This is a genomic window from Halobacillus sp. B29 (assembly GCF_052246755.1).
Taxonomy (GTDB): Bacteria; Bacillota; Bacilli; order Bacillales; family Halobacillaceae; genus Halobacillus; species Halobacillus halophilus.
In genome coordinates this window covers 65,696-91,114 of record NZ_JBQQCM010000002.1, presented here as the reverse complement: position 1 = coordinate 91,114, position 25,419 = coordinate 65,696, and the positions used below count along the sequence as shown (strand labels likewise).

Sequence of the window (25,419 nt, the reverse complement as noted above, 5' to 3'; positions counted from 1 at the left end):
GAAATATGAATGTACATTTAAATCATTATTAAGATTGTGTAAATTGCTTAGGAATTTCCACGTGAAAGGTTGTGCCTTCATCTACGACACTGTCTACATGCACATTTCCGTGGTGAGCTTCGACAATGTGCTTCACAATAGCAAGACCGAGGCCAGTCCCTCCTGAATTTCTGCTTCTTGCTTTGTCTACACGGTAAAACCGTTCAAAAATGCGGGAAACCTCTTCCTGCGGGATCCCAACACCATTATCCGACACGGAAACTAAAATTCGATCATCCTGATCCTTAAAGATCAACGAAACGTTTCCATCTACTTTGGTGTAATTAATCGCGTTGGTCAATAAATTCATAAAGACTTGTTTTAAACGACTGGAATCTCCTTCGATCATTGTGTTCCCTTCTACCTCTGTTGTTAAATGGACTTCCTTTTGGTCAGCATGCTGTTGAACTATAGGAAGAAGGTCGGATAACAACCGTTGAATATTAACTTGTTCAATATTCAAGTTAAAATCTTCTCTTTCTAATTTAGAGAGTTCAAGAAGGTCTTGAATGAGTGATTGAAGCCTCCCGCTTTCTTTTAGAATGATATGAAGGAACTGTTCGAGCATAGCCTCATCTTTCATTGCTCCATCTAAAAGTGTTTCAGAAAAGCCCCTTATAGAAGTAATAGGCGTTTTCAACTCATGGGAAACGTTAGCTACAAAATCTTTTCTCATTTGTTCTAGTTGTTTAAGTTCTGATATATCGTGAAATACCAGTACAACACCTTTCCACTTACGATCTTCACTAAAAATAGGAGCGCCGGTCACCTCCAGATGTTTACGATCTATTTTCACCGGCAAAACAAACGTTTCACTAACGGTTTCCTCAAACATATAGATCTTCTTCACAGTTTCGTGAATCGCAGTATAAGGTATAGCATCATGGTATAAATAACTGATGTATTCACCTGGCTCTCCTTTAAATGTTTCCAAAAAGGCGCGATTTACAAGGAGAATATATCCTTTCTCATCAATCAGAACAAGCCCATTTCCCATATTGTTAATAACGGCTTCAAGCTGGTTTTCCTGCATCCCCTGAGTACTGGTCATTTCCTGAAGATTTCTAGCTAAAATATTAATGGAGCGGCTTAGCTGACCGGCTTCACCAAAGTGCCCCTCGTATGTTCGGGCCTTATAATTCCCTTTTGCCAGTTCGGTGGCCACGTTGGCAGCTGAACGAATCGGACGAATGTATTTAGAAAACACATTAAATCCAATAACAAATATAACTAAAAGACCTAAGAATAACGTAACCCCTATTAACAGCCAAATATTCTTTGTAATATTCGTTAACGATTTAACAGGAGAGAGAAGAGTCAAGGTCCCCTCCGTATTGTTCACTTCTGTACTGGTCGTATAATAAAATAAATCTCCAATTAATTGACCCTCTTGCGAGCCGTTGCTGTCGACACTATTTAAGACTCTTTGTTTTTCATTTTCGGATATGATGGGGATCGCTTCGACAGTATCCACTAGTATTTCACCATTATCAGATTCAAACACCATACCTGTGTTCAGCTGTTCACTGAAATTAAAGAGTTCTTCCTGACTAATATCATTATCCTTCGCATATCTCTCAAGATAAGTAGAAAAGTACTGACTCTCAACGGCTACCCGGTCTTCAAAAATATTGATGAAATAGGTTCGTGTCAGCTGAGCTAAAAGGATCCCAAGACCCACCATCACAATGACAACTAAAATTGTGTAGGTAATTAATGGTCTCGTATTAGATGACATTTACTTTGGTTCCTCCATTTTGTATCCAAGTCCTCGAATAGTTTTAATATAGACCGGCTTTTTGGTCTCTGGTTCTATTTTTTCCCGTAAATGACTTACATGAACATCCACAATCCTTGTATCACCAGCAAAATCATAATTCCAGACAGCACGAAGAAGTTGATCTCTTGAAAGAACACGTCCAAGGTTATTAGCTAAATAGAGAAGAAGTTCAAATTCTTTCGGCGTAAACGTCAGAGGCTCTTCATTAATCGTCGCTTCATATTGTTCCGGATAAATAGAGAGACCCGCAACTTTAATATGAGTTTCATCCACCTCTGCAGGTTCACGTAGCATACGGCGTAATATAGCTTTAATCCTGGCTACAACTTCTCTTGGACTGAACGGTTTAGTTAAATAATCATCAGCCCCTAATTCTAAGCCAAGAACTTTATCAAATTCATCATCTTTTGCAGTAAGCATTAAAATAGGTGTATCCACTTGCATTTGACGCAATTTCTTACATACTTCCATCCCATCCATTCCAGGGAGCATAACGTCCAATACAATCAAATCAAAAGAAGTAACAGATGCTTTCTCTAAAGCATCCGTACCCGTATATGCAACTTCTGTTTCAAAACCAGCCTGTTCTATATTATATTTAAGTAACGTTACGATGGATTCTTCATCGTCAACAATCAAAATCTTCTGATCCACTTCTCATCACCCCAACCTACAAGTTAATTTCATAATACAATGAACTTTACAATTTGGATATGGATGTTAATAATTTTTACTTAAACTTAATAAATCATTCATTTGAATAATTTAGGTACTTTAACGCCCCTTAAGCTGTTCCTATAACGGTACAATGGTCGTTTAAAAAGGGGGCATCTCCATACTCGCGTTTTACACCATAAACAGTAACAGATGTTCTAATACTAAAAAAACTAATTATCCGAGTGAACGACCACAGATCTTTCTCTTAAGGATTCCAAAAAAGAAAGAGGCCTTCTAGGAAGGCCTCAGTCAGATTATTAATAAAAGTTTTCAAGAGAATGAGCATTCATAGAATTGGGTTCATATGGCGGCTTCACCTCTAAAGTACCCCGGACTACTTCATCCCCCTCCTCATCATAGCCAGTGACTTGAATCGTAACAAGATGCTTATCCTTATTTATAGATGTAACCTCTGCTCTAAAGCGTACTTCAGCGTAGTGGTAGACGGGTTTCGGGTATGAGATTTCTTGAGAAACAATATGACTGCCCGGCCCAGGGAGGTGCATGGATATTATGGAAGAAACCATCCCAAACACCATAACCGTGGGCACAATCGGACGTTTAAATGGAGTTTGCGAGGCATAATCGTGCTGAATATACAGAGGGTTTGCATCATCTGTAAGTCCTAGATACATAAGTAGATCCCGGTCTTCAACTGTTGCAGAAGTAGTGAACAGATCGCCTGCCTGTAAGTCGTTCATCTTCTTTCCTAATTTTCTTTTTTTACTTAACATTAAACCACCTCTTTGAAAGCGTTTTCTGTTTGTTGTGTAAAAAAGGATTCGAGGATAGCCCCGAATCCTTTACACTCTTATTTTAATACATTTAACACATTTTTAACAGAGTCTGCTGATTGGTCGAGCTGCTGCTTTTCATCTTCCGTTAATTCAAGCTCGATGACTTCTTCAATTCCATTTCCACCAAGGATGGTAGGAACTCCAAGATAAATGCCATCATATCCATATTCACCTTCCAGGTATGCTATAGCTGGCAATATACGGCGCTGGTCTTTTAAAATCGCTTCCGCCATTTGAACAAGAGAAGCAGCTGGAGCGTAGTAGGCGCTTCCGTTCCCAAGCAGACCTACAATTTCTCCTCCTCCCTTTCTTGTACGTTCCACTATCGCATCAAGACGTTCTTTAGAAATTAATCTTTCAAGCGGAATGCCACCAGCAAAAGAATAGCGAGTTAATGGCACCATGTCATCTCCATGACCACCTAGAACAAAACCGGTAACATCTTTTATGGAAACGTTCAGTTCTTCCGCTACAAAGGTGCGGAAGCGCGAAGTATCCAAGACACCAGATTGGCCAATGACACGGTTCTTAGGAAGACCGGCTTCCTGAAATACAGAGTACGTCATCGCATCAACTGGATTAGTTAATACAATAATGTAGCAGTCTGGAGAATACTTTACAATCTCTTTTGTTACACTTTTCATTATCTTTGAATTCGTCGCAACAAGATCATCACGGCTCATGCCAGGCTTTCGAGCAATTCCCGCTGTAATAATCACCAGATCAGAGCCTTTAGTATCTTCATAATTAGAAGTTCCTTTTACTTTGGCATCAAACCCTTGTACAGGACTAGCTTCTAACATATCTAAAGCTTTCCCCTTAGTAGGGTCTTCCATATCAGGGACATCGACCAATACAACATCTCCCAGTTCTTTCTGGGCTGCCATAAGTGCAGTAGTAGCACCAGTAAAGCCGGCACCGATCACGGATATTTTATTTCTGCGAATAGCCATATTACCCAGCTCCTTTTTAATCAGCGATTAGTCCATATTTTTAATTAGTTCGTCACCGAACTGAGAACACTTCACTTCTTTAGCACCATCCATCATTCGTGCAAAGTCATACGTTACCACTTTACTACCGATGGTCTTATCCATGGATTTAGAAATTAAATCTGCCGCTTCTCTCCACCCAAGGTGCTCAAGCATAAGTACGCCAGACAGAATTACAGAGGACGGATTCACTTTATCCATTCCTGCATATTTAGGTGCTGTACCATGCGTAGCTTCAAAAATAGCATGACCTGTTTCAAAGTTTATGTTCGCACCTGGCGCAATTCCTATTCCGCCAACCTGAGCAGCTAGTGCATCTGAAACGTAGTCCCCATTCAGGTTCATGGTAGCGACTACATCAAACTCTTTTGGACGAGTTAAAATCTGCTGTAGGAAAATGTCTGCAATCGCATCTTTTACAATGATTTTACCTTCTGCTTCCGCAGCATCCTGTGCTTTATTAGCTGCTTCTTTCCCTTCTTTTTCAACAATTCGATCATATTCCAGCCACGTAAATACTTTATCTCCGTATTCCTCTTCAGCTACTTCGTAACCCCATGCTTTGAAGGAACCTTCGGTGAATTTCATAATATTTCCTTTATGAACTAGTGTTACATTTTTACGGCCTTCATTTAAAGCGTAATCAATAGATGCACGAACTAGACGTTTCGTACCCTCTTCAGATACAGGCTTGATACCAATTCCAGAAGTTTCCGGGAAACGGATATTATGTACACCCATTTCATTTTGAAGAAAGTCTATAACTTTTTTAACTTCAGGTGTACCTTTTTGCCACTCGATTCCGGCATAAATGTCTTCTGTATTTTCACGGAAGATTACCATGTCTGTATCTTCTGGACGTTTAACAGGTGATGGTACACCTTCTACATAGCGTACCGGACGCAGGCAGGTAAATAAGTCAAGTTCTTGACGTAAAGCTACGTTAAGTGAACGGATTCCGCCGCCGATCGGAGTCGTCAGGGGTCCTTTGATTGCAATTTTGTAATCGCGAATTGTATCTAATGTAGCGTCTGGCAGCCATTCTCCGCTTTTGTCATAAGACTTCTGACCAGCGTATACTTCCTTCCACTCAATCGATTTTTCCCCGTTGTAAGCTTTATCTACGGCAGCTTCAATTACACGGCTGGCAGCCGCCCAAATATCCGGACCAATACCGTCACCTTCAATGTAAGGGATGATTGGACGATTAGGTACGTTCAATTCTCCGTTTTGTTCTACTGTGATTTTCTCAGATTGTGTCAAAATATACCCTCCTAAATTTATTTCATAAAATGGGATGTAATATCCTCTTCTATCATACGTTAAATTATATAGAAGAAAAAGCAAAGAGAAGAGGAAGCCTAGCGTCCCCTCTCTTAACGTTCGTCAATTGGTGTGTAAGTCTGCCCCTTAGGTCCTACATATTCAGCACGAGGACGAATCAGGCGGTTATCTGAATACTGTTCAAGAATGTGGGCTAACCATCCGGAAACGCGGCTGACCGCAAAGATCGGTGTAAAAATATCATGATCGATTCCAAGGCTATGATAAACAGATGCGGAATAGAAATCCACATTTGCTGGGAGTCCTTTATTTTCTTTAATGTAATCTTCAATTTTAATAGACATCTCGTAGTATTTAGAGTGTCCTGTCAGCTTGGTCAGCTCACGAGACATTTCTTTTAAATGCTTCGCGCGAGGATCGCCGGATTGATAAACTCTGTGTCCCATACCCATGATTTTTTCTTTATTTTCAAGCTTCTTTTCTATAGCAGGAATCGCATCTTCAACGCTGTCAATTTCAGTAAGCATTTTCATAACACGCTCATTGGCTCCACCATGGAGAGGTCCTTTTAAAGCACCAATAGCAGCTGTTACGCCTGAATAAATGTCGGATAGTGTTGCCACACACACACGTGCCGTAAACGTTGAAGCGTTTAATTCATGGTCTGCGTGTAATACTAGCGCTTTGTTAAATGCCTCGACTTCAATATTTTCAGGATTTTTACCATTCAGCATATACAAAAAGTTAGCTGCAAAACTTAATTCTTTTTTAGGAGAAACTGGCTCCTCCCCATTACGGATGCGAGCAAAGGCCGTAACAACTGTAGGCATTTTTGCTTGAATTCGAAGAGCTTTGTCTTTATTAGCTTGATCTTCCATTACATCCGACTCAGGGTCATGAATGCCGAGCATCGATACTGCGGTACGTAAAGCAGCCATGGGATGCACTGTAGATAGATCATAAGATTTGAGGTGATCTACTACTTCCTGAGGGATGTCCATGTTTGAGATTAAATCAGATTTAAATTGATTCAGTTCATCTTTGTTTGGAAGTTTCTGATTCCAAAGAAGATAAATAACTTCTTCAAAGCTTGAGTTATTTGCTAGATCATCGATATCGTAACCTACGTAGGTTAATTTATCGTCAATAATTGAACTGATCGATGATTCAGTTGCTGTAATTCCTTCAAGACCTTTGGTTGATGACATACAATCTCTCCTTTTAAAAATGTCCGATGTTTTCGGCCCAAGCGGCAAGAAAACGTTTCATGTACTCTTATATGAAATAATTAGGAAATGAACCCCAAAGACAATTATAAAGTATTCTGAGTTGAATGTGAATTGAAACCGTTTAATTTAAGGGAATTTATCGAAATTTCATAGGGAATTCCTTTTTTAAAATAACTATTTCCATAAAAAAGCTGACCCTGAATGAAAAGTCACTAGAAAGTGAGGTTCACATGAACAACCCCGTTTTTCACCAGTTCTTCCGCTTCCTATTTGTGATCACTCTTATGCTGTCCAGTATATTTTTAATTATTGGAGCTTGGATATATTTATATCCTTTTCTTCTTGCCTTTTTAATCTCAGGTGCTCTTCAACCATTTATTCAACTTTTAGAAAAAAGATTACATTTCCCCAGAACCCTGGCCGTACTATCGCTTTTGTTCTTACTAACACTTCTTACCGTTTCTCTGCTTACACTGGTCATTGCTGAACTAATTAAAGGCATCCAGCGTCTGGCAATAGCAGCACCTGTAAACTTTGGTAACCTGGTGAACCATTCCATCGACCAGTTCACCATTTGGTTCACCCCTATACTTTATAAAATCGAACAAGTTATTCTTAAATTATCAACTGAGCAGCAAAGTTCCATTTTTGATTATATAGAGGTAATAAAAGTAAAGGCAGCAGCCACAGGCGTCCAGATGTTAGAAACCTTATTTCAAAGCCTAATTCGTGGATTGACCAGCCTGCCCTCCTCTATTACCACTATGCTAATTTTAATGCTGGCCATATTTTTTATATGTAAGGATTGGGAATTGATTATTCGAAGCCTTACTCGTATCATACCCGCCCATTATCTTGAAAAAACCAGGAGATTTCCGATGGAACTCAAGTCCACCTTTAAAGGTATCATCAGAGCCCAGTGTATTCTTGTAGGTATATCTACTGCTATCATCGGGATAGGTTTATTTATTATTCAAGCCCCAAATGCACTTACGATTACCATGGCTGCTTCAATAGTAGATATCATTCCCTATATTGGGACTGGCAGCATTTTTATTCCGTGGATTTTTTATCAATTTTTCACAGGACAATTTCAGATGACCATTGGTCTTTCAATTATATATATGGTAGTCCTAATCGTTCGACAGACACTTGAACCTAAAATACTCGCTAACCACTTCGGTGTCCCCCCAATCTTATTATTAGCAGGTATGTTTCTGGGTTTTCAAATTTTCGGCGTATATGGAATAATACTTAGTCCTTTAGTAATTGTGTTTGTAAAGGTTCTTCATACTACTGGAATTTTTAACTACACGTGGCATTTTATTAAAGGAAACTGACCCCCCTATTTCATAAAGAAACAGGGGGACCATTTTATCTTCTATAAATAGTGATGGTGCCTTTATCCATCATTTTTGAGATTACTTTTTTAATAAGACGTTTAATGGGTGCTCTAGTGGGAGGAATTAATAATAAAAAACCTATCGCATCAGTAATAAATCCAGGAGTCAGTAAAACTGCCCCCCCTACTAATATGCAGGCACCATCCAATAGAGTATCCTGAGGCATTTGTCCGCTCGACATCGAATTTTGGAAGTTTCTGATCGTTTCTAAACCTTGCTGTTTCGCAAGCCACGCTCCTATAACTCCTGTAAGGATGATCAGTAATATAACCCACCAGGGTCCAATCAAGTTTCCAGCCCCAATGAGTAAACCGATCTCAAGTGCCGGGACAATCAGAATAAATAGTAATAACCAGCGAAACATATTATCGTCCCTTTCCAACTCTTTTCTTCTATTATACTTGGAGTTTCAGCACTTTTAAAGTTAAGTACATTAAAGGAAATACCCATACTCTTTCCTATGAAGACTTTGGCTGCAAAAATGGCTTCACGTTACACAAACTAGAATCATTTAGAAAATTTCAGCAGTCTAGAATCTGAATATTTCACTTCAGAACTGAATAGATGAATGCCTCTATAAAAACGAACCACAGCATTTAAATGAGCTAAAAAAAAAGGGAAGTGTTTACACTTCCCTTTTTTTGTCTTTACAGGACACTAGCATGTCCTTCATAAATATCTCCGCGTGAACTGTCAATAGTTATATCGTTCCCGTCAGAAATTATACTAAGTGCATCCTTCACACCTACAATAACAGGAATTCCAAGGCTCAAACCTACTACTGCAGCATGAGATGTTAATCCGCCTTCTACTGTAACCAGGCCTGCAGCTTTTTCTATAGCAGGCATCATATCACGATCTGTTCCATGGGTGACAAGAATATCCCCGTCTACTACACGGTCAATCGCTTCTTTAGGATCCTTCGCTACAACAGCTCGTCCATAGGCGCTTTTCTGACCAACGCCTTGTCCTTTAACAAGTACGTCTCCTATTACATGCACTTTCATAAGGTTTGTTGTGCCACTTTCACCTACTGGTACTCCACCAGTGATAATCACACGATCACCACGAGTAGCAACTCCAGATGCTAAGCTGCGTTCAACCGCTACATCAAGCATATCATCTGTAGATTGAGCACGTGGTCCCATCACAGCATAAACTCCCCATACGAGAGAAAGCTTACGGTTAACAGCTTCACTTGAAGTGATAGCTACAATTGGTGCTCTTGGACGATATTTGGAAATCATCCGGGCTGTATGACCGCTTTCCGTTGGAGTCACCACAGCATTTACATCAAGATTAATGGCCGTATGAGTAACAGATTGACTAATTGCATCCGTTATCGTCATATCACTGTGCTTAGAACGCTCATCAAGGATCGCTTTATAATTTAAGCCTGTCTCTGTTTTGCTGGCAATATTGTGCATCGTTTGAACGGATTCAACAGGATAATCACCTGCTGCTGTTTCACCAGAAAGCATAATCGCGTCTGTTCCATCAAAAATAGCGTTCGCAACGTCTGATGCCTCTGCACGAGTTGGACGAGGATTTCTTTGCATAGAGTCCAGCATTTGAGTAGCTGTTATAACTGGTTTTCCAGCTTTATTGCATTTGTGAATAAGTTGTTTTTGCACAAGAGGGACATCTTCCGCTGGGATCTCAACACCTAAATCTCCACGCGCTACCATTAGGCCGTCACTTACTTCCAGGATTTCGTCGATGTTATCAACGCCTTCCTGATTTTCAATTTTAGGGATAATTTGGATATCCAGCGCTCCGTGCTTTTCTAATAGTTCTTTGATCTCAAGAACATCTGAAGCACGACGTACGAAAGAAGCGGCGATAAAGTCTACTCCCTGTTCAATTCCAAACTCAATATCCTTCGCATCTTTATCCGTAATCCCCGGTAAGTTTACACTTACATTAGGTACATTGACACCTTTTTTATTTTTTAAAGGACCATTGTTTAAGACAGTTGTTTTGATTTCGTTATTTTTTTTGTCGATTTCTTCTACGAGTAACTCTACCAAACCATCATCCAGTAATATTTTCGAGCCTGGCTGGACATCATTAATCAAACCTGGATACGTGACTGAGATGCGCTCTGCATCCCCTTGGATATCATCCATTGAAACATAGACAGTAGATCCTTTTTCCAAATAAACTTCTTCTTCTTTTAGCGTACCTGTCCGTATTTCAGGACCTTTCGTGTCTAATAGTATAGCTACCGTTTTACCTGTGGAGGCAGATGCCTCACGAATGTTTTTAATACGAGCTCCATGTTCTTCGAAATCTCCATGCGAGAAATTCAAACGAGCAACATTCATTCCTGCTTCAATTAGTTGACTTAATTTCTCAACTGATTCAGAAGCCGGTCCAATCGTACTAACGATTTTTGTTTTTCTAAACATACTTATTTCCTCCTCTGATCCATCATTCATATTATATTGATAATTCTTTAGAAAGACGATACATATCAAGATCCACTTGGTGCTTGGTGTTGAGAATTTCTACTATATCATGATCGACTAATTTGTTTTGTTGTATACCAACCATGCGCCCTGATTTTCCGTTCAATAGAAGGTCTACAGAATGAGCACCCAGGCGGCTGGCAAGGACACGGTCTGAGGCTGAGGGAGATCCGCCCCTCTGGGTATGTCCTAATACTGTCACTCGCGTCTCTAGATCTGTGGCTTCTTTAATCTTGCGCCCAAAATCAACACCACTTCCGACTCCTTCTGCAACGATAATGATGCTGTGACGCTTTCCGCGTTCATGTCCACGTTTTAAGCGGTCGATAACATCATTGAATTCATCTTCAAATTCTGGTATTAATACGCTCTCCGCTCCATCAGCCAGTCCAGCCCATAGAGCCAAGTCTCCTGCATTACGTCCCATAACTTCAATAACATAGGTGCGCTCATGAGAAGTAGCCGTATCTCGAATCTTATCAATAGCATCAATAATCGTATTTAAAGCAGTATCAAAACCAATTGTAAAATCGGTTCCCGGAATATCATTATCTATTGTTCCAGGTACACCAATACACGGATAACCTTTTTCAGTAAGTTTCTTAGCACCCATAAAGGTCCCGTCACCACCAATGGCGATCAGTCCTTCTATACCATGCTTCTTCATCTGTTCAATGCCCTTCAGCTGGCCTTCCTCGGTCTTAAATTCTTCACAGCGGGCTGAATACAGCTTCGTACCTCCGCGCTGAATAATATCGCCTACGGAGCCTAGTTCCATTTTATCAATACTGCCATCGATTAGCCCCTGGTACCCATACTTAATTCCGTATACTTCTACATTGTGATAGATAGCTTTACGCACAACGGCACGAATAGCAGCATTCATGCCTGGAGCGTCGCCGCCGCTTGTAAGTACACCAATTTTTTTCATTAGAATCACCTCAAATTATTTACTAATTGGTTTGTGCCCAATCATGGAACTTTTGAAACCTTCTGAACCCACAAGATTCTCTCATACATCTAGTTTGTACAAATAAGTAAAATGTAAAAGATAAGTGGATCAAGTCTTAAAAATTCGGTTTGATAGCGTTACCATCCTCCTAAGATGGGAAAAGTCGCACTTCTTGATGTGCGACTTCTTCATATTGGCTGATATTCATTTATACCGTGTTCATTATAAATCAAGAAACGCATAATCGCCAATACTTTTATATTTATTAAATCGTTCTTCTAATAATTGGCTGTTTTCCAAAGATGAGAGTTCTTTTAGTGATGACTCAATAACTTTTTCAATTTCTCTTGCTTGATATTCTACATCACGATGAGCTCCACCTCTGACTTCAGGTATGACTTCATCAATTACATTTAATTCTTTTAAGTCATAGGACGTAATCTTCATAGATTCAGCAGCCTGCTGGGCTAGTCCTGCATCTTTCCAAAGTATAGACGACGCACCTTCAGGAGAAATTACAGAATAAGTCGAGTTCTCAAGCATATAAATCCGGTCCCCTATTCCGAGACCAAGCGCTCCCCCGCTTCCTCCTTCTCCGATCACAACACAGATGATGGGAACGTTAAGACCTGCCATTTCCATAAGATTCCGCGCAATAGCTTCGCTTTGTCCCCGCTCCTCTGCTGCCTTTCCGGGATAAGCTCCCTTCGTGTCAATAAAAGTAATAATTGGACGTTTGAATTTATCAGCCTGTTTCATTAAACGCAGAGCTTTTCGGTAGCCCTCAGGATGAGGCATGCCAAAGTTCCTTCTAATATTCTCTTTTGTATCTTTTCCGCGCTGATGTCCAATGACGGTAACTGGAGTTCCCTGAAATTTAGCAATGCCTGCCACTAACGCAGCGTCATCCCCGTATAAGCGATCACCGTGAAGCTCCAGAAAGTCGGAGAAGATGTATTCAATATAGTCAAGAGTTGTCGGACGCTCGGGATGCCTTGCCATTTGAACTCGGTCCCAAGGCTGCATACGATCATAGACATCGATTTCCAGCTTTTCCAATCGTTTCTCTAAGGTTATAATTTCTTCACTCAGATCCATTTCGCTATTTTCAGTCATGCGCCTCAGTTCTGCAATTTTTTCGCGCAGCTCAATTACCGGTTTCTCAAACTCAAGTATATGCTTCACGTTTCTTCACCTCCTGGATGGTGAATTTCTAAGACCATTCCAAGTGTTTTTTTCAATTCATGACGATGCAGCACACGATCCAGCTGTCCATGTTCCAGCAAGAATTCAGCGGTCTGAAAGTCATCTGGTAATTTCTCACGAATAGTCTGCTCAATGATTCTTCTACCGGCAAAACCAATTAATGCTCCAGGCTCCGCGAAATTATAATCCCCTAGTGAAGCAAAGCTCGCTGAAACCCCACCTGTTGTAGGATGGGTCATAACCGAAATGAACAAACCACCTTCTGCGTGCAGCCGTTGGAGAGCTACAGAGGTCTTACCCATCTGCATTAAACTCAGCACACCTTCCTGCATTCTAGCACCGCCAGAAGCAGTAAAAATGATAAATGGAATTTTTTCTTTCCTTGCTTTCTCAATAGCGTTCGTAATTTTCTCACCAACTACAGACCCCATACTTCCCATACGAAAACGGGCATCCATAACAGCTACCGCTGTATCCAAGCCGTTCAATTGAGCTCTGCCAGTAACAACGGCTTCATTCAAGTCTGATTTCAAGCGATCTTTTTCAAGCTTTTCCTCATAATCAGGAAAGCCTAATGGATTGCTTGAAATCATATGCTTGTCCCATTCTTCAAAAGTATCCTCATCAAATATATGATCCAATCTTTCATAAGCATTCAAACGGTGATGATGATCACAGTGAGGGCAAACATTCATGTTCCGATTTAATTCTTTTCTATAAAAGATCTTTTGACAATTTGGACACTTTTGCATAAGACCTTCAGGTACATCCTTTTTCGCTTCTTGTCGCGGGATGGATGCATAGCGTTTTTTCTTGCTGAAAAAATCTCTTAGCAAGGTGATTCCTCCTTTGGGACAAAGCTTCCTTTCTATCTAATATACAAAATAGCACTGCTATAATCACTCTTATTTGCCGAACGATTACGACAAACCATCCTTAAGGATAAAGCATAAGTATATCTTTTTTATCTCCATTTTTTATAATCTCTATCACTTGTTTATACCAGCCAGCTTCATATTGGATCTCCTCTCTTGCAAGTGCGAATCCGGATATGAATTGCCACATTGATAATAGCAGTGGACGCTCACAAAGTTCAAATAAGAAGGTAAAGAAAGACTGATATCTCTCTCTTGCATTTTCTTTTACCATTATTTGCTCCAGTTTCAACCTTTGACCTTCCGCGACCTTTCCAACAAGGATAAATAAGACTTCCTTCTCCATCATCTGCTTAGCCGTCAATAATTCTTCCCTGGTCCTTGATTCATTTAAAAGGAAACTCGATAATAATTCAACCATATGATAGGGGCGATAAGCACGTATATATGTACCCTCACCACGCTTAGTCTCGATTAAACCAAGCAGCTCCATGGCACGAAAAGCTTCTCTAATTGATGATCTGCCAACATTTAACTGTTCACTTAACTCACGCTCTGAAGGTAATTTATCTCCTGGTTTTAATTGATTTTCATCAATATAAGACTTTAATTGGTATAAAACACCTTCATATACTTTCCCTTGATGCGATCGGGTCACGAACTTTGAACACCCCTTTTTCAGTTGAAGAGCAATTCAAATATATGTAACAAGAGAAAAGCGGCTGCCTTTCTCCAATCGTATTATTGCTCTTCTATTAAAGTCATTTGTCTAGTTTTTTCTGCAACTTCTTCAGGGTCTACATGATGCCTGGCAACACCAGATTCCATGGCAGCTTTCGCAACACTTGCTGCTACTGCCGGAGCTACACGGGTATCAAAAGGCGCAGGAATCACGTAGTCTGCGTTCAATTCTTCTTCGCTTACAAGGGAAGCAATCGCCTCAGCCGCAGCTATTTTCATTTTTTCATTAATTCGAGTCGCACGAACATCAAGAGCTCCTCGGAATATACCCGGGAACGCTAACACATTATTCACCTGATTAGGAAAGTCTGAGCGACCTGTCCCGATTACACGCGCCCCAGCTTCTTTTGCGTCTTCCGGCATAATTTCCGGTTCCGGATTAGCCATGGCGAATATAATAGAGTCATCATTCATGCGAGAAACCATTTCTTTAGATAAAAGCCCGCCTACTGAAACACCTATAAACACGTCTGCACCTTCCATTACCTCAGAAAGCTTTCCTTCTAACCGATCTTTATTTGTGATCTTAGCTATTTCGTCTTTAACATCATTCATGCCATAATCGCGTCCCTCGAAAATCGCACCTTTAGAATCGCACATGATAATGTCCCGTACACCGAAATGGTAAAGAAGCTTAATAATAGCAATTCCTGCTGCACCAGCTCCATTTGCCACTACTTTAATATCAGAGAAAGACTTTCCAGTTACTTTTAAGGCATTCATTAAACCCGCAACTGTAACAATCGCTGTGCCGTGCTGATCATCATGAAAGATAGGGATGTTAGTTTCTTTCTTAAGGCGATCTTCTATGATAAAGCAGTTTGGAGCAGCGATATCTTCTAGATTCACGCCCCCGAACGTTGGTTCCATAAGCTTAACAGTCTGAACAATCTGATCAACATCTCTTGTGTTTAAACAGATTGGAAAAGCATCTACCCCGGCGAAACTTTTAAATAATGCGGCTTTGCCTTCCATTACAGGAAGTGCAGCTTCCGGCCCAATATTACCAAGGCCAAGTACAGCAGATCCATCACTCACAACCGCGACCATGTTTCCTTTCATGGTGTAGTCATAGACTGTTTCCTTATGGTCATAAATTTCCTTACATGGTTCAGCGACACCTGGTGAATAAGCCAAACTTAAATCCTTAGCATTCCTTACAGGGACCTTGGAATGGGTTTCCAGTTTTCCTTTATTGACACGATGTATATGCAGTGCTTCATCTCGCAAATTCGACACGACTACACGCTCCTTTAACCAATTAGTATAAACCGCTCCAGGTGGTCAGACCACCATTAACTTCTTAATTATAACAGATGACTTGCTAGTGTAAAGGAAATACAAAAGCATGGACTGAGACATGTTCATATATTGTTGTGACGCAGAGCCACTGAGGAAGGTCCAAAATATTGCTCCAGCATTTGAAGACATTCTCTGGATGGATTCAAGGAATAATTTTCATCCAGCTGATAGGTTTTTCTATCTTCTGTCCTGAATAACAATACTGGTGTATTACCCGGGAAATACTTTGCAGCCTCTGTTAAGTGCTCCAATGCCTGGTATTCCTTGGGTTTATCCAATTTAATAAACAAACGATCCTTTGTTTCCGAGGGCAAACTTTCGATCTCAAACTTGGAAATTTCAGAAATGAGCAGCTGCTTACGTTCATTTCTTTCTTCTACTTTCCCTGAGACGATGATCAGCATTTGTTCAGACAACCAAGTTTTTGCACCTCTGTAGACTTCTGGAAAGAGCACAGTTTCCATTTCCGCTGTTTCATCACTAATCGTCATAAATGCCATAGGATCTCCCCGTTTTGTTCTAATTTCTTTTATAGCTTCTACTACGGCAGCCGTTGTGATTTTCCGGGATCTGCTCGTCAATAATGATTGCTGTAAGGATAGAACCCCTTTTTTACGAAGAGATTTGCGATGGTATTCCAGCGGGTGCTCGGATAGATACGTTCCAAGCAACTCTTTTTCCATGGCTAATTTTTTTAAAATTGGAAACGGATCTACGCTTACAGGTTCCTTCATATCTATATCTTCACTGAACATACCTGGCTGATCCTGAAATTCTTTAAAAAGCTCACCTTGCTCAAGGGCTTGGTCAATACTTGCAAGCAGACTTGCCCGGTTCGTATTGAGTTCATCAAATGCTCCCGCTATAATGAGTGATTCAATAACAGCACGGCTGACTGAACTGGAAATAACTCTTAAACAAAAATCATTCAAGTGTTTATACGCACCATTTTTTCTTTCCTCAAGAATAGCCTGAACAGCCTGATATCCCACTCCTTTTATGGCTGTCAAACCTATCCTTATCCCACTGCCTTCACTCTGGGTGGACATGTAGCTCCTATTAATGGAAGGAGCCTTCACGGAAACCTTAAGCTCGCGAGCTTCACGAATATAAGCAGCCAGCTTCTCTCGATCACCGTTATTTGCATTAATTAATTCTGCCATGAAGTAAGAAGGGTAATGGGCTTTAAGGTAAGCCAGATGATAAGAGATAAAGCTGTACGCCACAGCATGACTTCTATTAAACCCATAATTAGAAAACTTTACGATCCAATCAAATAGTTCGTAAGCCACTGTCTCGTCATATCCATTCTTTACAGCCCCGGCAATAAATTCATTTCTTTGCTGCTGCAGCACCTGAGACTGCTTTTTACTTACTGCCCTTCTTAATAAATCCGCCTGCCCCAGACTATAGCCAGCAACTTTTTGCGCTACTTGCATGATCTGCTCTTGATAAACCAATACCCCAAAAGTAGAGGCTAAAATCGGTTTTAAATCCGGATGAGGGTATTGTATTTCTTCTTTTTCATGCTTTCGATTAATATAAACAGGTATATAATCCATAGGACCTGGTCGATATAGAGCATTAACAGCCACAACATCTTCAAAGTGGGAAGGCTTCAGCCTTCTTAAAACACTTTTCATGCCCTGTGATTCAAGTTGAAAAACGCCATTCGTTCTTCCTTCTTTTAATAAGTAAAAAGTAGATTCATCTGTTAATGGAATATGGGAAAGAGAGAAGTCATAATTTTCATATTTTCTTATTTTACTTTCCACTTTTTCTAAAAAAGTAAGATTTCTCAGCCCAAGAAAATCAATTTTTAATAAGCCTATTTTTTCTAAATCCCCCATGGCCATTTGTGTAAGATAGACCTCACTTTGTCCATTCATAAGGGCAGTGTAATTCACTAAAGGTTTTTGACTAATGACAACTCCTGCTGCATGTGTGGAAACATGACGAGGAAGTCCTTCAAGTTTGGCAGCTATATGAAATAATTTTTTTAATGGAAGAGAACTTCTTATATATTCTTTTAAAGGTTCCGACCTTTGCACAATCTGAACGAGTCCGTCATTCGTGCCTTTTGGAATATGCTTCAATATATAAGCCGAGTCGCTTTCATCTACTGCCATCACTTTAAACAACTCTCTTAAAACACTCCTTGCAGCGAATGTACCAAACGTGCAGATTTGAGCTACATGTTTTTCTCCATATTTACGGCTAACATACTCGATCACTTCATCTCTTCTATGATCAGGAAAGTCAATATCTATGTCCGGCATGGTGACCCGTTCAGGGTTTAAAAACCTCTCAAATAACAGGTTATACTCTAGAGGGTCAATTTGAGTAATGTTTAAAAGATAAGCGACGATAGAACCAGCCGCCGACCCCCTGCCTGGTCCGGCATGAATTCCCTGCCGCCGTGCATAAGCTATAAAGTCCCAGACAATTAGAAAATAATCACTAAAATCCATCGAGGTGATAACATTTAATTCATGTTCCAATCGTTCCTGGGCTTCTACTCTTCTTTGTTGGTACTTTTCATCTAACGCCTCATAACACAATTTATTTAAATAGTCGTCCGCGCTTTTATCTTCAGGAACTGGATAGGAAGGAATTAACTGCTGATCCAGTGACAGTTGAAGATCACATTTTTCAGTAATCTTAGCAGACTGCTCAATGACTTCAGGCCACCAGTCTTTAAATAAATTTTCCATTTCATCAGTTGATTTTAAATATTCATGCTGAACTCTTTCTTCTGCATCTGATGCCAGCCTTTTCCCTTCTTCTATAGCCAGAAGCGCTTGATAAGCTGATGCATCCTCTTGTTTTAGATATTTAACTTCTCCTACAGCAACCACTGAGACCCGTTTATCAGACGTCCACTCTTTTAATGGCTGGTGAATCTGCCTTTCTGAATGAAGATCACTGTCTTTTATACTTAGATAAAGGTCATTTGACGGAAAAATGGATTTCCAACTCTCCAGTCCACGCTCCAGTTCACTGAACTCACGCCTCGAAATTGGTTCAGCCCAGGGAGAGGAGGAGGTCATAATTATTGCGAGTAGACCATCTTTATATGAATTCATATAGGATAAAGGAAGAGACTCTTTCTGTGTTTGTATGTAAGAACTTAATCTCATTAAATTCTGATAACCCTTATAGTTTTTAGCCAGAAAAAGCACAGAAAAATCTCCTCCGCCCGAGTACAAGCTGGTCTTCATACCAATAAGCGGCTTAATTCCTCGCTTTTGACAGGCTTGATAAAATGCCACACTTCCACTCATCACTTCTTCATCTGTCAAAGCCAATGCTTGAAATCCCAGCTCACTTGCCCTCTCTGCCAATGAGTCTATTTTCACAGTACTCTTCATTAAACTATATCCGCTTTGAACATTTAAGTGAGTAAAAGCCACCTTCTTCACCTTCTTTCCTTCTCAATTATAGCGGGATGAGATGCGACTTGAAAGCCTCCTGCATATTTCCTCTGTACACACCATATTTTCATAATAACAACACAAAAACAAGCTGGCGAAAAGAGGGACAAGATGGACGACCGCTTAATCATATCCATGACTCAATGCTTCTTTATCGCATTTGGGGTTATTGTAGGGGGTACTATTATCGGAAGTATCGGAAGCTATATAACAGGGGAAGCTCCTTTAACTGCCATGTTCCGTATTGCAAAAGGGCTTAGAATCTGGGCGATTGTGGCGGCTATCGGTGGCACGTTCGATGCAATAAGCAACTTTGAAAAAGGAATTTTTGATGGATCTACCTTTGATTTGTTCAAACAAGTCATGATCATCGTAGCAGCTATGGGAGGTGTCAAAGCAGCACTATTATTATTTGAGTGGCTGCTTGGAGAGGAAGTGACCTGATGCATATCCCGCCACTGTATAGGAAAAAGGAGTGGAGGCGTTTTTTTGCAGGGATGGTATTTGGAGCAGTTATAGGATACTTGTTTTTTTTATTCATATATGGACAGCTGCAGGAGAAATATACTGAGGAACATATCGAACTTAATTCCAAATTAAGCGAAATGGAAGCCAAATACGAAGGAATGCTTAATAATCAAAAAGAAGAAACGGAAAACCATCCATTTACTGTAGTGGATATTTCCGTTTCTTACACAAACGCAAAAAAATTAGAGATAGACCTTCTGACTCAACATCAGCTGACTACCCTCGTCAAGGAACAGCTTATATCAGTACCTGGTAAAGACTTGAAGGTCGTGGCTGATCAAGTCGATCTAATTATATCTACGATAGAAAATAAAAATTATGTAGTTGACGATTTTACTTACGAACTAAAAGTAGCAAAGCTAATTGCATCGCAGGTCCTAAAAATTCATCTGGAAATTAAACTTGTACATTAAACAAAAACCAGCAGGGGCAACCCTGCTAGTTTTTATAGTTCATACAAACCTCTTCAAGCTCTCTGGCAATCTCTTCCGTTTCCTCCCATGAGGAAGCTGAAGCTCCGGCAGCCATAGGATGTCCGCCTCCGTCATGGTTCGCTGCTATTTCATTAATAACCGGTCCTTTAGAACGAAGTCTGACCCTGATAATATTGTCTTCCTCTACAAAGAACGCCCAAGCCATTACACCCTCAATATCGCCCAACAATCCAACCAGCATACTAGTTTCTGAAGCCGTCACCTCAAAGTCTTCCAATACTCGCTTAGGTAATGCTACCGTAGAGCAACCAGCTTTGGTGACTGTGAAATTCTGCAGTACATACCCTTTAAGTTTAGCGACTTTAACAGGAGTTTTATATAGTTCATTATAGAGGGCTGGACGGTCAAATTCATAATTTACTAACTCGGCAGCATACGTAAGTGTTCTATGTGTTGTACTAGGGAATAAAAAACGCCCGGTATCACCGACAATACCTCCATAGATTAATCGGGCGGCTTGTTCATTCAAAGTAAATAATTCTTCATTCCATTGAGTGTACAAATGATAAATCATTTCACAAGTGGAGCTTGCCGATGTATCCACCCACTGGATATCTCCATATCGATCCACCTCTGGATGATGGTCAATCTTTATGAGAAGATCACCGTCTTTGTATCTTTGATCATCTATTCGTGCCTGATTGGCAGTATCACAAACAATCACTAGTGCACCTTGATAAGCTTCATCAGGGACGGAGTCCATCCGCGCAAAAAAATGTAACGAAGGTTCTTCTTCCCCTGTAATCAATATATTCTTATCCGGGAAACTTGCCTTAATCATCTCTGCCAGTCCTGCCTGGGACCCATAAGCATCCGGATCAGGCCTTACGTGCCGATGGATAATAATCTTTGGATATTTTTTTATCGCTTCCGCAATAGCCTTTATACTCATTAACAAAACCCTCTCTATACTTAGCCTTTTATAATTAAATCATATATTTCTTTTCACAGGTAGCCATTTCAATGAAAACAAGCTACAATAAAGGAGAAAAAATTTAACTTCAGGAGTCGATACATTGTGATAATATTTCCTGTTCTAATTTTGGTGTCCTTAGTTCTTTATATTTATTACAAAGTTATGATCGTAAGGACCAAAGATCCTTTAACCCAAGATTATTTGAATAGTAAATCAAAAATATTTTTAGGAAGTTTCATCTTCTTTTTTGGAATCAACCAATATATGTTTTATGAGACAAAACTTTCTTTATTTATTGGTATTCTATTTCTTGCACTTGGAATCTTCCAAACTAAAGAAGGATGGAAGGCTGCAAAACATTACCGTAATGAATTTCAAAAACATCAGGCTAGTGTTCAATCTTAAATCAAAAGCCGCTGCTTAACTGCAGCGACTTTTTTTATTTATCGATCAATTAACTGAGCCATCAATAAGGCCTTGCCTACAATAGATCCTTCATGGTGAACTTCTATGTCTACTTTAGCGAATTTACGTCCTACTTCTAAGATATTAGGGGCAATAATGACTTCACTTTCAATTTGCACGGGCTTTATAAAATAGACAGAAATATTTTCTACTACAAGATCTCCCTTTTTATATTTCCTTAACAGTCTGCTTGAGGATTCTGTTATTAGAGAAATAAACACCCCATAAGACATAGTGCCCAGCTGATTTGTCATTTGCGGAGTGACCATTGTTTTAAGTACATGTTCATTTTCTTCATTCTTTACGATTTCAAGTTGGTTCGTGGCTAAATCATCAATCGTCTCTCCGACTTGCGGTTGTCTCTGTATCTGCTGCAAAGCTTTCAGTACATCCTGGCGGGATATAATTCCCTGCAATTTATGAGAAGGATCCACCACAGGCATTAATTCAATTCCTTCCCAGACCATCACGTGAGCAGCGTTTGCTAAGGAGGTTCTTACATGGACGGTCATTGGGTTCCGAGTCATAACTTTGTCTATTCTCATAGAGCTTTCTTTTCCAATAACATCTTTAGATGTTACAATCCCGACAACTCGATTATGTTTATCAACGACTGGATAACGGCTGTGCTTTGTCTCATTATTAAATTCATGCCATTTTTCCACTTGATCATCTACTACTAAAAACTTAGTTTCTTGAAAAGAAGTATAAATATCATCAATTAAAACAATTTCTTTTTTAATTAATTGATCATAAATCGCACGGTTAATCATTGTAGCTACTGTGAACGTATCATAGCTGGTTGAAATGACAGGAAGTTCTTTCTCATCTGCTAATTGCTTCACTTGATCAGCTGTATCAAAACCTCCAGTTATGAGGACAGCTGCTCCTTCTTTAATAGCTAATTCATGTGCATTGGTCCTGTTCCCAACAATAAGCAGGGATCCCGCTTCTGTATAACGCATCATTGCATCGAGCTTCATGGCTCCAATCACGAATTTACTTAACGTCTTATAGAGCCCTTCTCTTCCACCAAGTACCTGACCATCCACAATATTTAGAATTTCGGCGAAGGTCAGTCGTTCAATATCCTCCTTCTTTTTCTTTTCAATTCGAATGGTTCCAACCCGCTCCATGGTGCTGACTAAATTTTGGTTTTCAGCCTCTTTAATCGCACGATAAGCTGTTCCCTCACTAACATTCAAGGCTTTTGCGATACGACGAACGGAAATTTTACTACCGACCTCTAATGTTTCAATATACTCCAGGATCTGTTCATGTTTTGTAGCCATACGCCCACCATTCTTTCTAACTGTACTAATTAATAACCTTAATATTGTTATTATACAAGTGATACAGTTACTTCGCAATTTCTGTTAGGATATGATTTATTTTCATTAAAAAGTCTTCCATCTATAATAGATGGAAGACTACGTTAAGTTGATATTAAAGGTCTAAAGTGTCTCCAGGTTCGAGAGCCATTCCTTTACCAGGCTTAACTTGCTCAGCGAAACCTTTCCCGTCCTGATTAATCAATTCAAAAGTGTTGTAGTGAATAGGAACAACCTGTTTAGCCTGAAGCCATTCAGCAGCTGTCAGGGCATCTTCAGGACCCATAGTAAAATTATCACCAATTGGAAGGAAAGCGAGGTCGATGTTATTACGTTCCCCTATCATTTTCATATCAGAGAATAGCCCTGTATCGCCTGCATGGAAAATAGTTTTTCCTTCAATTGTTAAGAGGATGCCTGTTGGCATTCCTGTATAAACAATTGTTCCATCTTCTTCTGTATAGGATGAACCATGAAACGCCTGAGTGAATTTCACATGACCAAAGTCAAATTCATGACCTCCCCCTATATACATTGGGTGGGCGTTTAACTCTTTGTTTCCAAGATAAGTGGCTAGCTCAAACGGAGCAACAATTTGGCAATTATTGCGTTTTGCAATCTCAAAGGTGTCTCCTACATGATCATTGTGACCATGTGTGAGTAAAATGACGTCCGGATTCACTTCATCTGCGTTAAGATCAGTGTTTCCATTTTCAGAAATAAACGGATCAATTAAAATCGTTTTGCCATTCGCTTCTACCTTTACTACAGAATGTCCATGATAAGATACTTTCACTTTACCACTCCTTATTAATTAGTTTTCCTCGTTTAATAGTTTTGCCAGGCACTTTCATACTTTTGTATTAAATGAGGATCTATTAATGTATTTGGCTTTAAGGGAACAACTTCCCCTTCACGGTTTACAATTTCCCGGTCTTCGTCTTTTCCAAACACTGTCATAGACTTTAACACTTCATCTGTTAGAAATTCTGTTTCGGCTTGAATTGAAATCTCTTCAACTTTAATTGGCTCCCTGCTTGCCATAACAAACCCCCAGTTACCGAAACTTGGGATATCCACATGAAGATTTACTGTATGTAATCCCGTCGATTCTATTGTTTTACTTATCGTCCAGTAGACACTGGGAGCAAACACAGGACTAGTGGCCTGAACCATTGCTGCACCCCCAGGTTCCAGATGATTCCGGAGTAAGGAATAAAATTCTCTGGTGTAAAGCTTATTTAAACTCTCATTATTGGGGTCTGGCAAATCGGAAATAATAATGTCATACCAATCCTCAGACTTTTCTAAAAATTCGAAAGCGTCCTCGTTTCGCACCTGAACTCGTTCATCTGATAGTGCTCCTTCGTTTAACTGTAATAAATGATAATTATTCTTCGCTAAAGTGGTTACAGCCGGGTCTAAATCTACTACCGTAATATTCTTGATTTTCTCATACTTTAATAGTTCCTTTACGGCAATTCCATCTCCCCCGCCGAGAACGAGTACATTTCCCTTAGCTTCTGCATTAGCAACAGTAGGATGGATCAGCGTTTCGTGGTAGCGGTATTCATCTGAGGAACTAAATTGCAGCGAACCATTTAAGAACATACGAGTGTCTCCCTGTTCTTTTGTCACGACTATTTTTTGATACGCACTTTCCTCCATGTGAATAATTGGATCTTTGTATAACTTCTGTTCGAAGGAAAATGCTAATTCTTCCCCGAAGAATAAACCGCCAATTAAAAGAATCGCAATAAAAACAGCTGCACTTGTGTGAAGAACTAAGCGCTTAATTTCAGATCGAAATAAATATAAAACGACTAAAGCTACCGATAAATTGATACAGGCTACAAAAAAGGCACTTTTAACCATACCCATTTGGGGCCGCAGATAGAAGGCAAACAATAACCCTCCTATCAAACCTCCTGCGTAATCAGAAAACAACACTCTAGCTGTACTCCGGTTCAGTTCTACTCCAATTTCATTAGCTTTTCGAATTAATATGGGCAATTCAAGACCAGTCAATCCCCCGATTGTAAAAGTTATAAGATACAAAAACAACGCATCAGTACCTGAGGGAGCAAATGCTGTCATCCCAAACATGATAAAGCTTGAAAAACCACCAATAAGCGCCACCATGAACTCAATCCATATAAACGTAATAATCAGGTTTTTCATAACACGCTCGCTGATACTGGCCCCTACACCCATTCCGGTTAGAAATAAACTGATGGTCAGGGTGTACTGCTTCACGCCATCTCCAAGGATATAGGAGCCTAGTGCCCCGAACAGAACCTCAAATATAATTCCGCATATAGAAACGATTCCTGAAGCCCAATAGATTAGATGACTTTTTCTCTTGCCGTTTGTTTCCAAATTTGTTCACTCCAACCCGTAATTTTCGGATTCTGTTGTTATCCCTCAAAAAAGCCACTATGCTGGTACTCATAGTGGCTTTCC

General features: G+C 39.9%; 22 protein-coding genes. 4 read left to right on the top strand and 18 right to left on the bottom strand.

Features of this window, described 5'->3' with window-relative positions:
- Window positions 1-28: 28 nt before the first annotated feature.
- From pnpS to citZ, 6 genes are all read right to left on the bottom strand, one after another.
- Entirely contained in the window at window positions 29-1,777 is a 1,749-nt protein-coding gene (gene pnpS / locus ACTWP7_RS02675) for a two-component system histidine kinase PnpS (RefSeq protein WP_443121930.1), read from the bottom strand.
- Window positions 1,778-2,473 (bottom strand): response regulator transcription factor, encoded by a 696-nt coding sequence (locus ACTWP7_RS02670; protein WP_014643989.1) that lies wholly within the window; start codon window positions 2,471-2,473, stop codon window positions 1,778-1,780. It lies immediately after the preceding gene.
- 320 nt (window positions 2,474-2,793) lie between these two features.
- On the bottom strand, window positions 2,794-3,270 hold the full coding sequence (locus ACTWP7_RS02665) for a MaoC family dehydratase (RefSeq protein ID WP_443121929.1): 477 nt from the start codon (window positions 3,268-3,270) through the stop codon (window positions 2,794-2,796).
- 77 nt (window positions 3,271-3,347) lie between these two features.
- A complete protein-coding gene (mdh, locus tag ACTWP7_RS02660; protein WP_014643991.1) occupies window positions 3,348-4,286 on the bottom strand; it encodes a malate dehydrogenase in 939 nt (312 codons plus the stop codon).
- A gap of 27 nt (window positions 4,287-4,313) precedes the next feature.
- The gene (gene icd / locus ACTWP7_RS02655; protein WP_014643992.1) at window positions 4,314-5,588 is read right to left on the bottom strand and encodes an NADP-dependent isocitrate dehydrogenase; all 1,275 of its coding nucleotides are present in this window, start codon (window positions 5,586-5,588) and stop codon (window positions 4,314-4,316) included.
- Between the two features lie 113 nt (window positions 5,589-5,701).
- Window positions 5,702-6,817, bottom strand: a complete 1,116-nt coding sequence (citZ, locus tag ACTWP7_RS02650) for a citrate synthase (protein ID WP_443121928.1) — start codon at window positions 6,815-6,817, stop codon at window positions 5,702-5,704.
- A 251-nt stretch (window positions 6,818-7,068) separates the two neighbouring features.
- Here citZ and ytvI point away from each other — a divergent pair, with 251 nt between their 5' ends.
- Window positions 7,069-8,178, top strand: coding sequence for a sporulation integral membrane protein YtvI (ytvI, locus tag ACTWP7_RS02645; RefSeq protein WP_443121927.1), 1,110 nt, complete (start codon window positions 7,069-7,071; stop codon window positions 8,176-8,178).
- A gap of 34 nt (window positions 8,179-8,212) precedes the next feature.
- Here the strand turns inward: ytvI and ACTWP7_RS02640 are convergent, their stop codons facing one another.
- From ACTWP7_RS02640 to dnaE, 8 genes are all read right to left on the bottom strand, one after another.
- Window positions 8,213-8,605 carry an FxsA family protein gene (locus ACTWP7_RS02640; RefSeq protein WP_443121926.1) on the bottom strand — a complete coding sequence of 131 codons (393 nt, stop codon included), beginning with the start codon at window positions 8,603-8,605 and terminating at the stop codon, window positions 8,213-8,215.
- Between the two features lie 283 nt (window positions 8,606-8,888).
- Window positions 8,889-10,652, bottom strand: coding sequence for a pyruvate kinase (gene pyk / locus ACTWP7_RS02635; RefSeq protein WP_014643996.1), 1,764 nt, complete (start codon window positions 10,650-10,652; stop codon window positions 8,889-8,891).
- A gap of 31 nt (window positions 10,653-10,683) precedes the next feature.
- Window positions 10,684-11,643 carry a 6-phosphofructokinase gene (gene pfkA / locus ACTWP7_RS02630; RefSeq protein ID WP_443121925.1) on the bottom strand — a complete coding sequence of 320 codons (960 nt, stop codon included), beginning with the start codon at window positions 11,641-11,643 and terminating at the stop codon, window positions 10,684-10,686.
- A 243-nt stretch (window positions 11,644-11,886) separates the two neighbouring features.
- Window positions 11,887-12,849 (bottom strand): acetyl-CoA carboxylase carboxyltransferase subunit alpha, encoded by a 963-nt coding sequence (locus tag ACTWP7_RS02625; RefSeq protein WP_443121924.1) that lies wholly within the window; start codon window positions 12,847-12,849, stop codon window positions 11,887-11,889.
- A complete protein-coding gene (gene accD / locus ACTWP7_RS02620; RefSeq protein ID WP_443121923.1) occupies window positions 12,846-13,706 on the bottom strand; it encodes an acetyl-CoA carboxylase, carboxyltransferase subunit beta in 861 nt (286 codons plus the stop codon). The genes ACTWP7_RS02625 and accD overlap by 4 nt, the downstream gene beginning before the upstream one ends.
- Window positions 13,707-13,806: 100 nt before the next feature.
- Window positions 13,807-14,403 (bottom strand): FadR/GntR family transcriptional regulator, encoded by a 597-nt coding sequence (locus tag ACTWP7_RS02615; protein ID WP_443121922.1) that lies wholly within the window; start codon window positions 14,401-14,403, stop codon window positions 13,807-13,809.
- 83 nt (window positions 14,404-14,486) lie between these two features.
- Window positions 14,487-15,725: an NAD(P)-dependent malic enzyme gene (locus ACTWP7_RS02610; protein WP_443121921.1), complete on the bottom strand. Its 1,239-nt coding sequence runs from the start codon at window positions 15,723-15,725 to the stop codon at window positions 14,487-14,489.
- A gap of 125 nt (window positions 15,726-15,850) precedes the next feature.
- Window positions 15,851-19,210 (bottom strand): DNA polymerase III subunit alpha, encoded by a 3,360-nt coding sequence (dnaE, locus tag ACTWP7_RS02605; protein WP_443121920.1) that lies wholly within the window; start codon window positions 19,208-19,210, stop codon window positions 15,851-15,853.
- A gap of 123 nt (window positions 19,211-19,333) precedes the next feature.
- On the opposite strand from dnaE, the gene ACTWP7_RS02600 reads away from it, so the two are divergent.
- Window positions 19,334-19,666, top strand: coding sequence for a YtrH family sporulation protein (locus tag ACTWP7_RS02600; protein ID WP_443121919.1), 333 nt, complete (start codon window positions 19,334-19,336; stop codon window positions 19,664-19,666).
- Complete coding sequence (gene ytrI / locus ACTWP7_RS02595; RefSeq protein ID WP_443121918.1) at window positions 19,666-20,163, top strand: sporulation membrane protein YtrI; 498 nt, start codon at window positions 19,666-19,668, stop codon at window positions 20,161-20,163. The genes ACTWP7_RS02600 and ytrI overlap by 1 nt, the downstream gene beginning before the upstream one ends.
- A gap of 25 nt (window positions 20,164-20,188) precedes the next feature.
- Here ytrI and ACTWP7_RS02590 read toward each other — a convergent pair whose 3' ends face one another.
- Window positions 20,189-21,136 (bottom strand): DHH family phosphoesterase, encoded by a 948-nt coding sequence (locus ACTWP7_RS02590; RefSeq protein WP_443121917.1) that lies wholly within the window; start codon window positions 21,134-21,136, stop codon window positions 20,189-20,191.
- A gap of 126 nt (window positions 21,137-21,262) precedes the next feature.
- Between ACTWP7_RS02590 and ACTWP7_RS02585 the strand changes: the two genes are divergently transcribed.
- The gene (locus tag ACTWP7_RS02585; RefSeq protein ID WP_014644006.1) at window positions 21,263-21,565 is read left to right on the top strand and encodes a YtpI family protein; all 303 of its coding nucleotides are present in this window, start codon (window positions 21,263-21,265) and stop codon (window positions 21,563-21,565) included.
- Window positions 21,566-21,603: 38 nt separating this feature from the next.
- On the opposite strand, the gene ACTWP7_RS02580 is transcribed toward ACTWP7_RS02585, so the two are convergent.
- The 3 genes from ACTWP7_RS02580 to ACTWP7_RS02570 form a co-directional block, all read right to left on the bottom strand.
- The gene (locus tag ACTWP7_RS02580; protein WP_443121916.1) at window positions 21,604-22,917 is read right to left on the bottom strand and encodes a DRTGG domain-containing protein; all 1,314 of its coding nucleotides are present in this window, start codon (window positions 22,915-22,917) and stop codon (window positions 21,604-21,606) included.
- A gap of 154 nt (window positions 22,918-23,071) precedes the next feature.
- Window positions 23,072-23,752, bottom strand: coding sequence for a metal-dependent hydrolase (locus ACTWP7_RS02575; RefSeq protein WP_014644008.1), 681 nt, complete (start codon window positions 23,750-23,752; stop codon window positions 23,072-23,074).
- A 32-nt stretch (window positions 23,753-23,784) separates the two neighbouring features.
- Window positions 23,785-25,335 (bottom strand): polyamine aminopropyltransferase, encoded by a 1,551-nt coding sequence (locus tag ACTWP7_RS02570; protein ID WP_014644009.1) that lies wholly within the window; start codon window positions 25,333-25,335, stop codon window positions 23,785-23,787.
- Window positions 25,336-25,419: the final 84 nt, after the last annotated feature.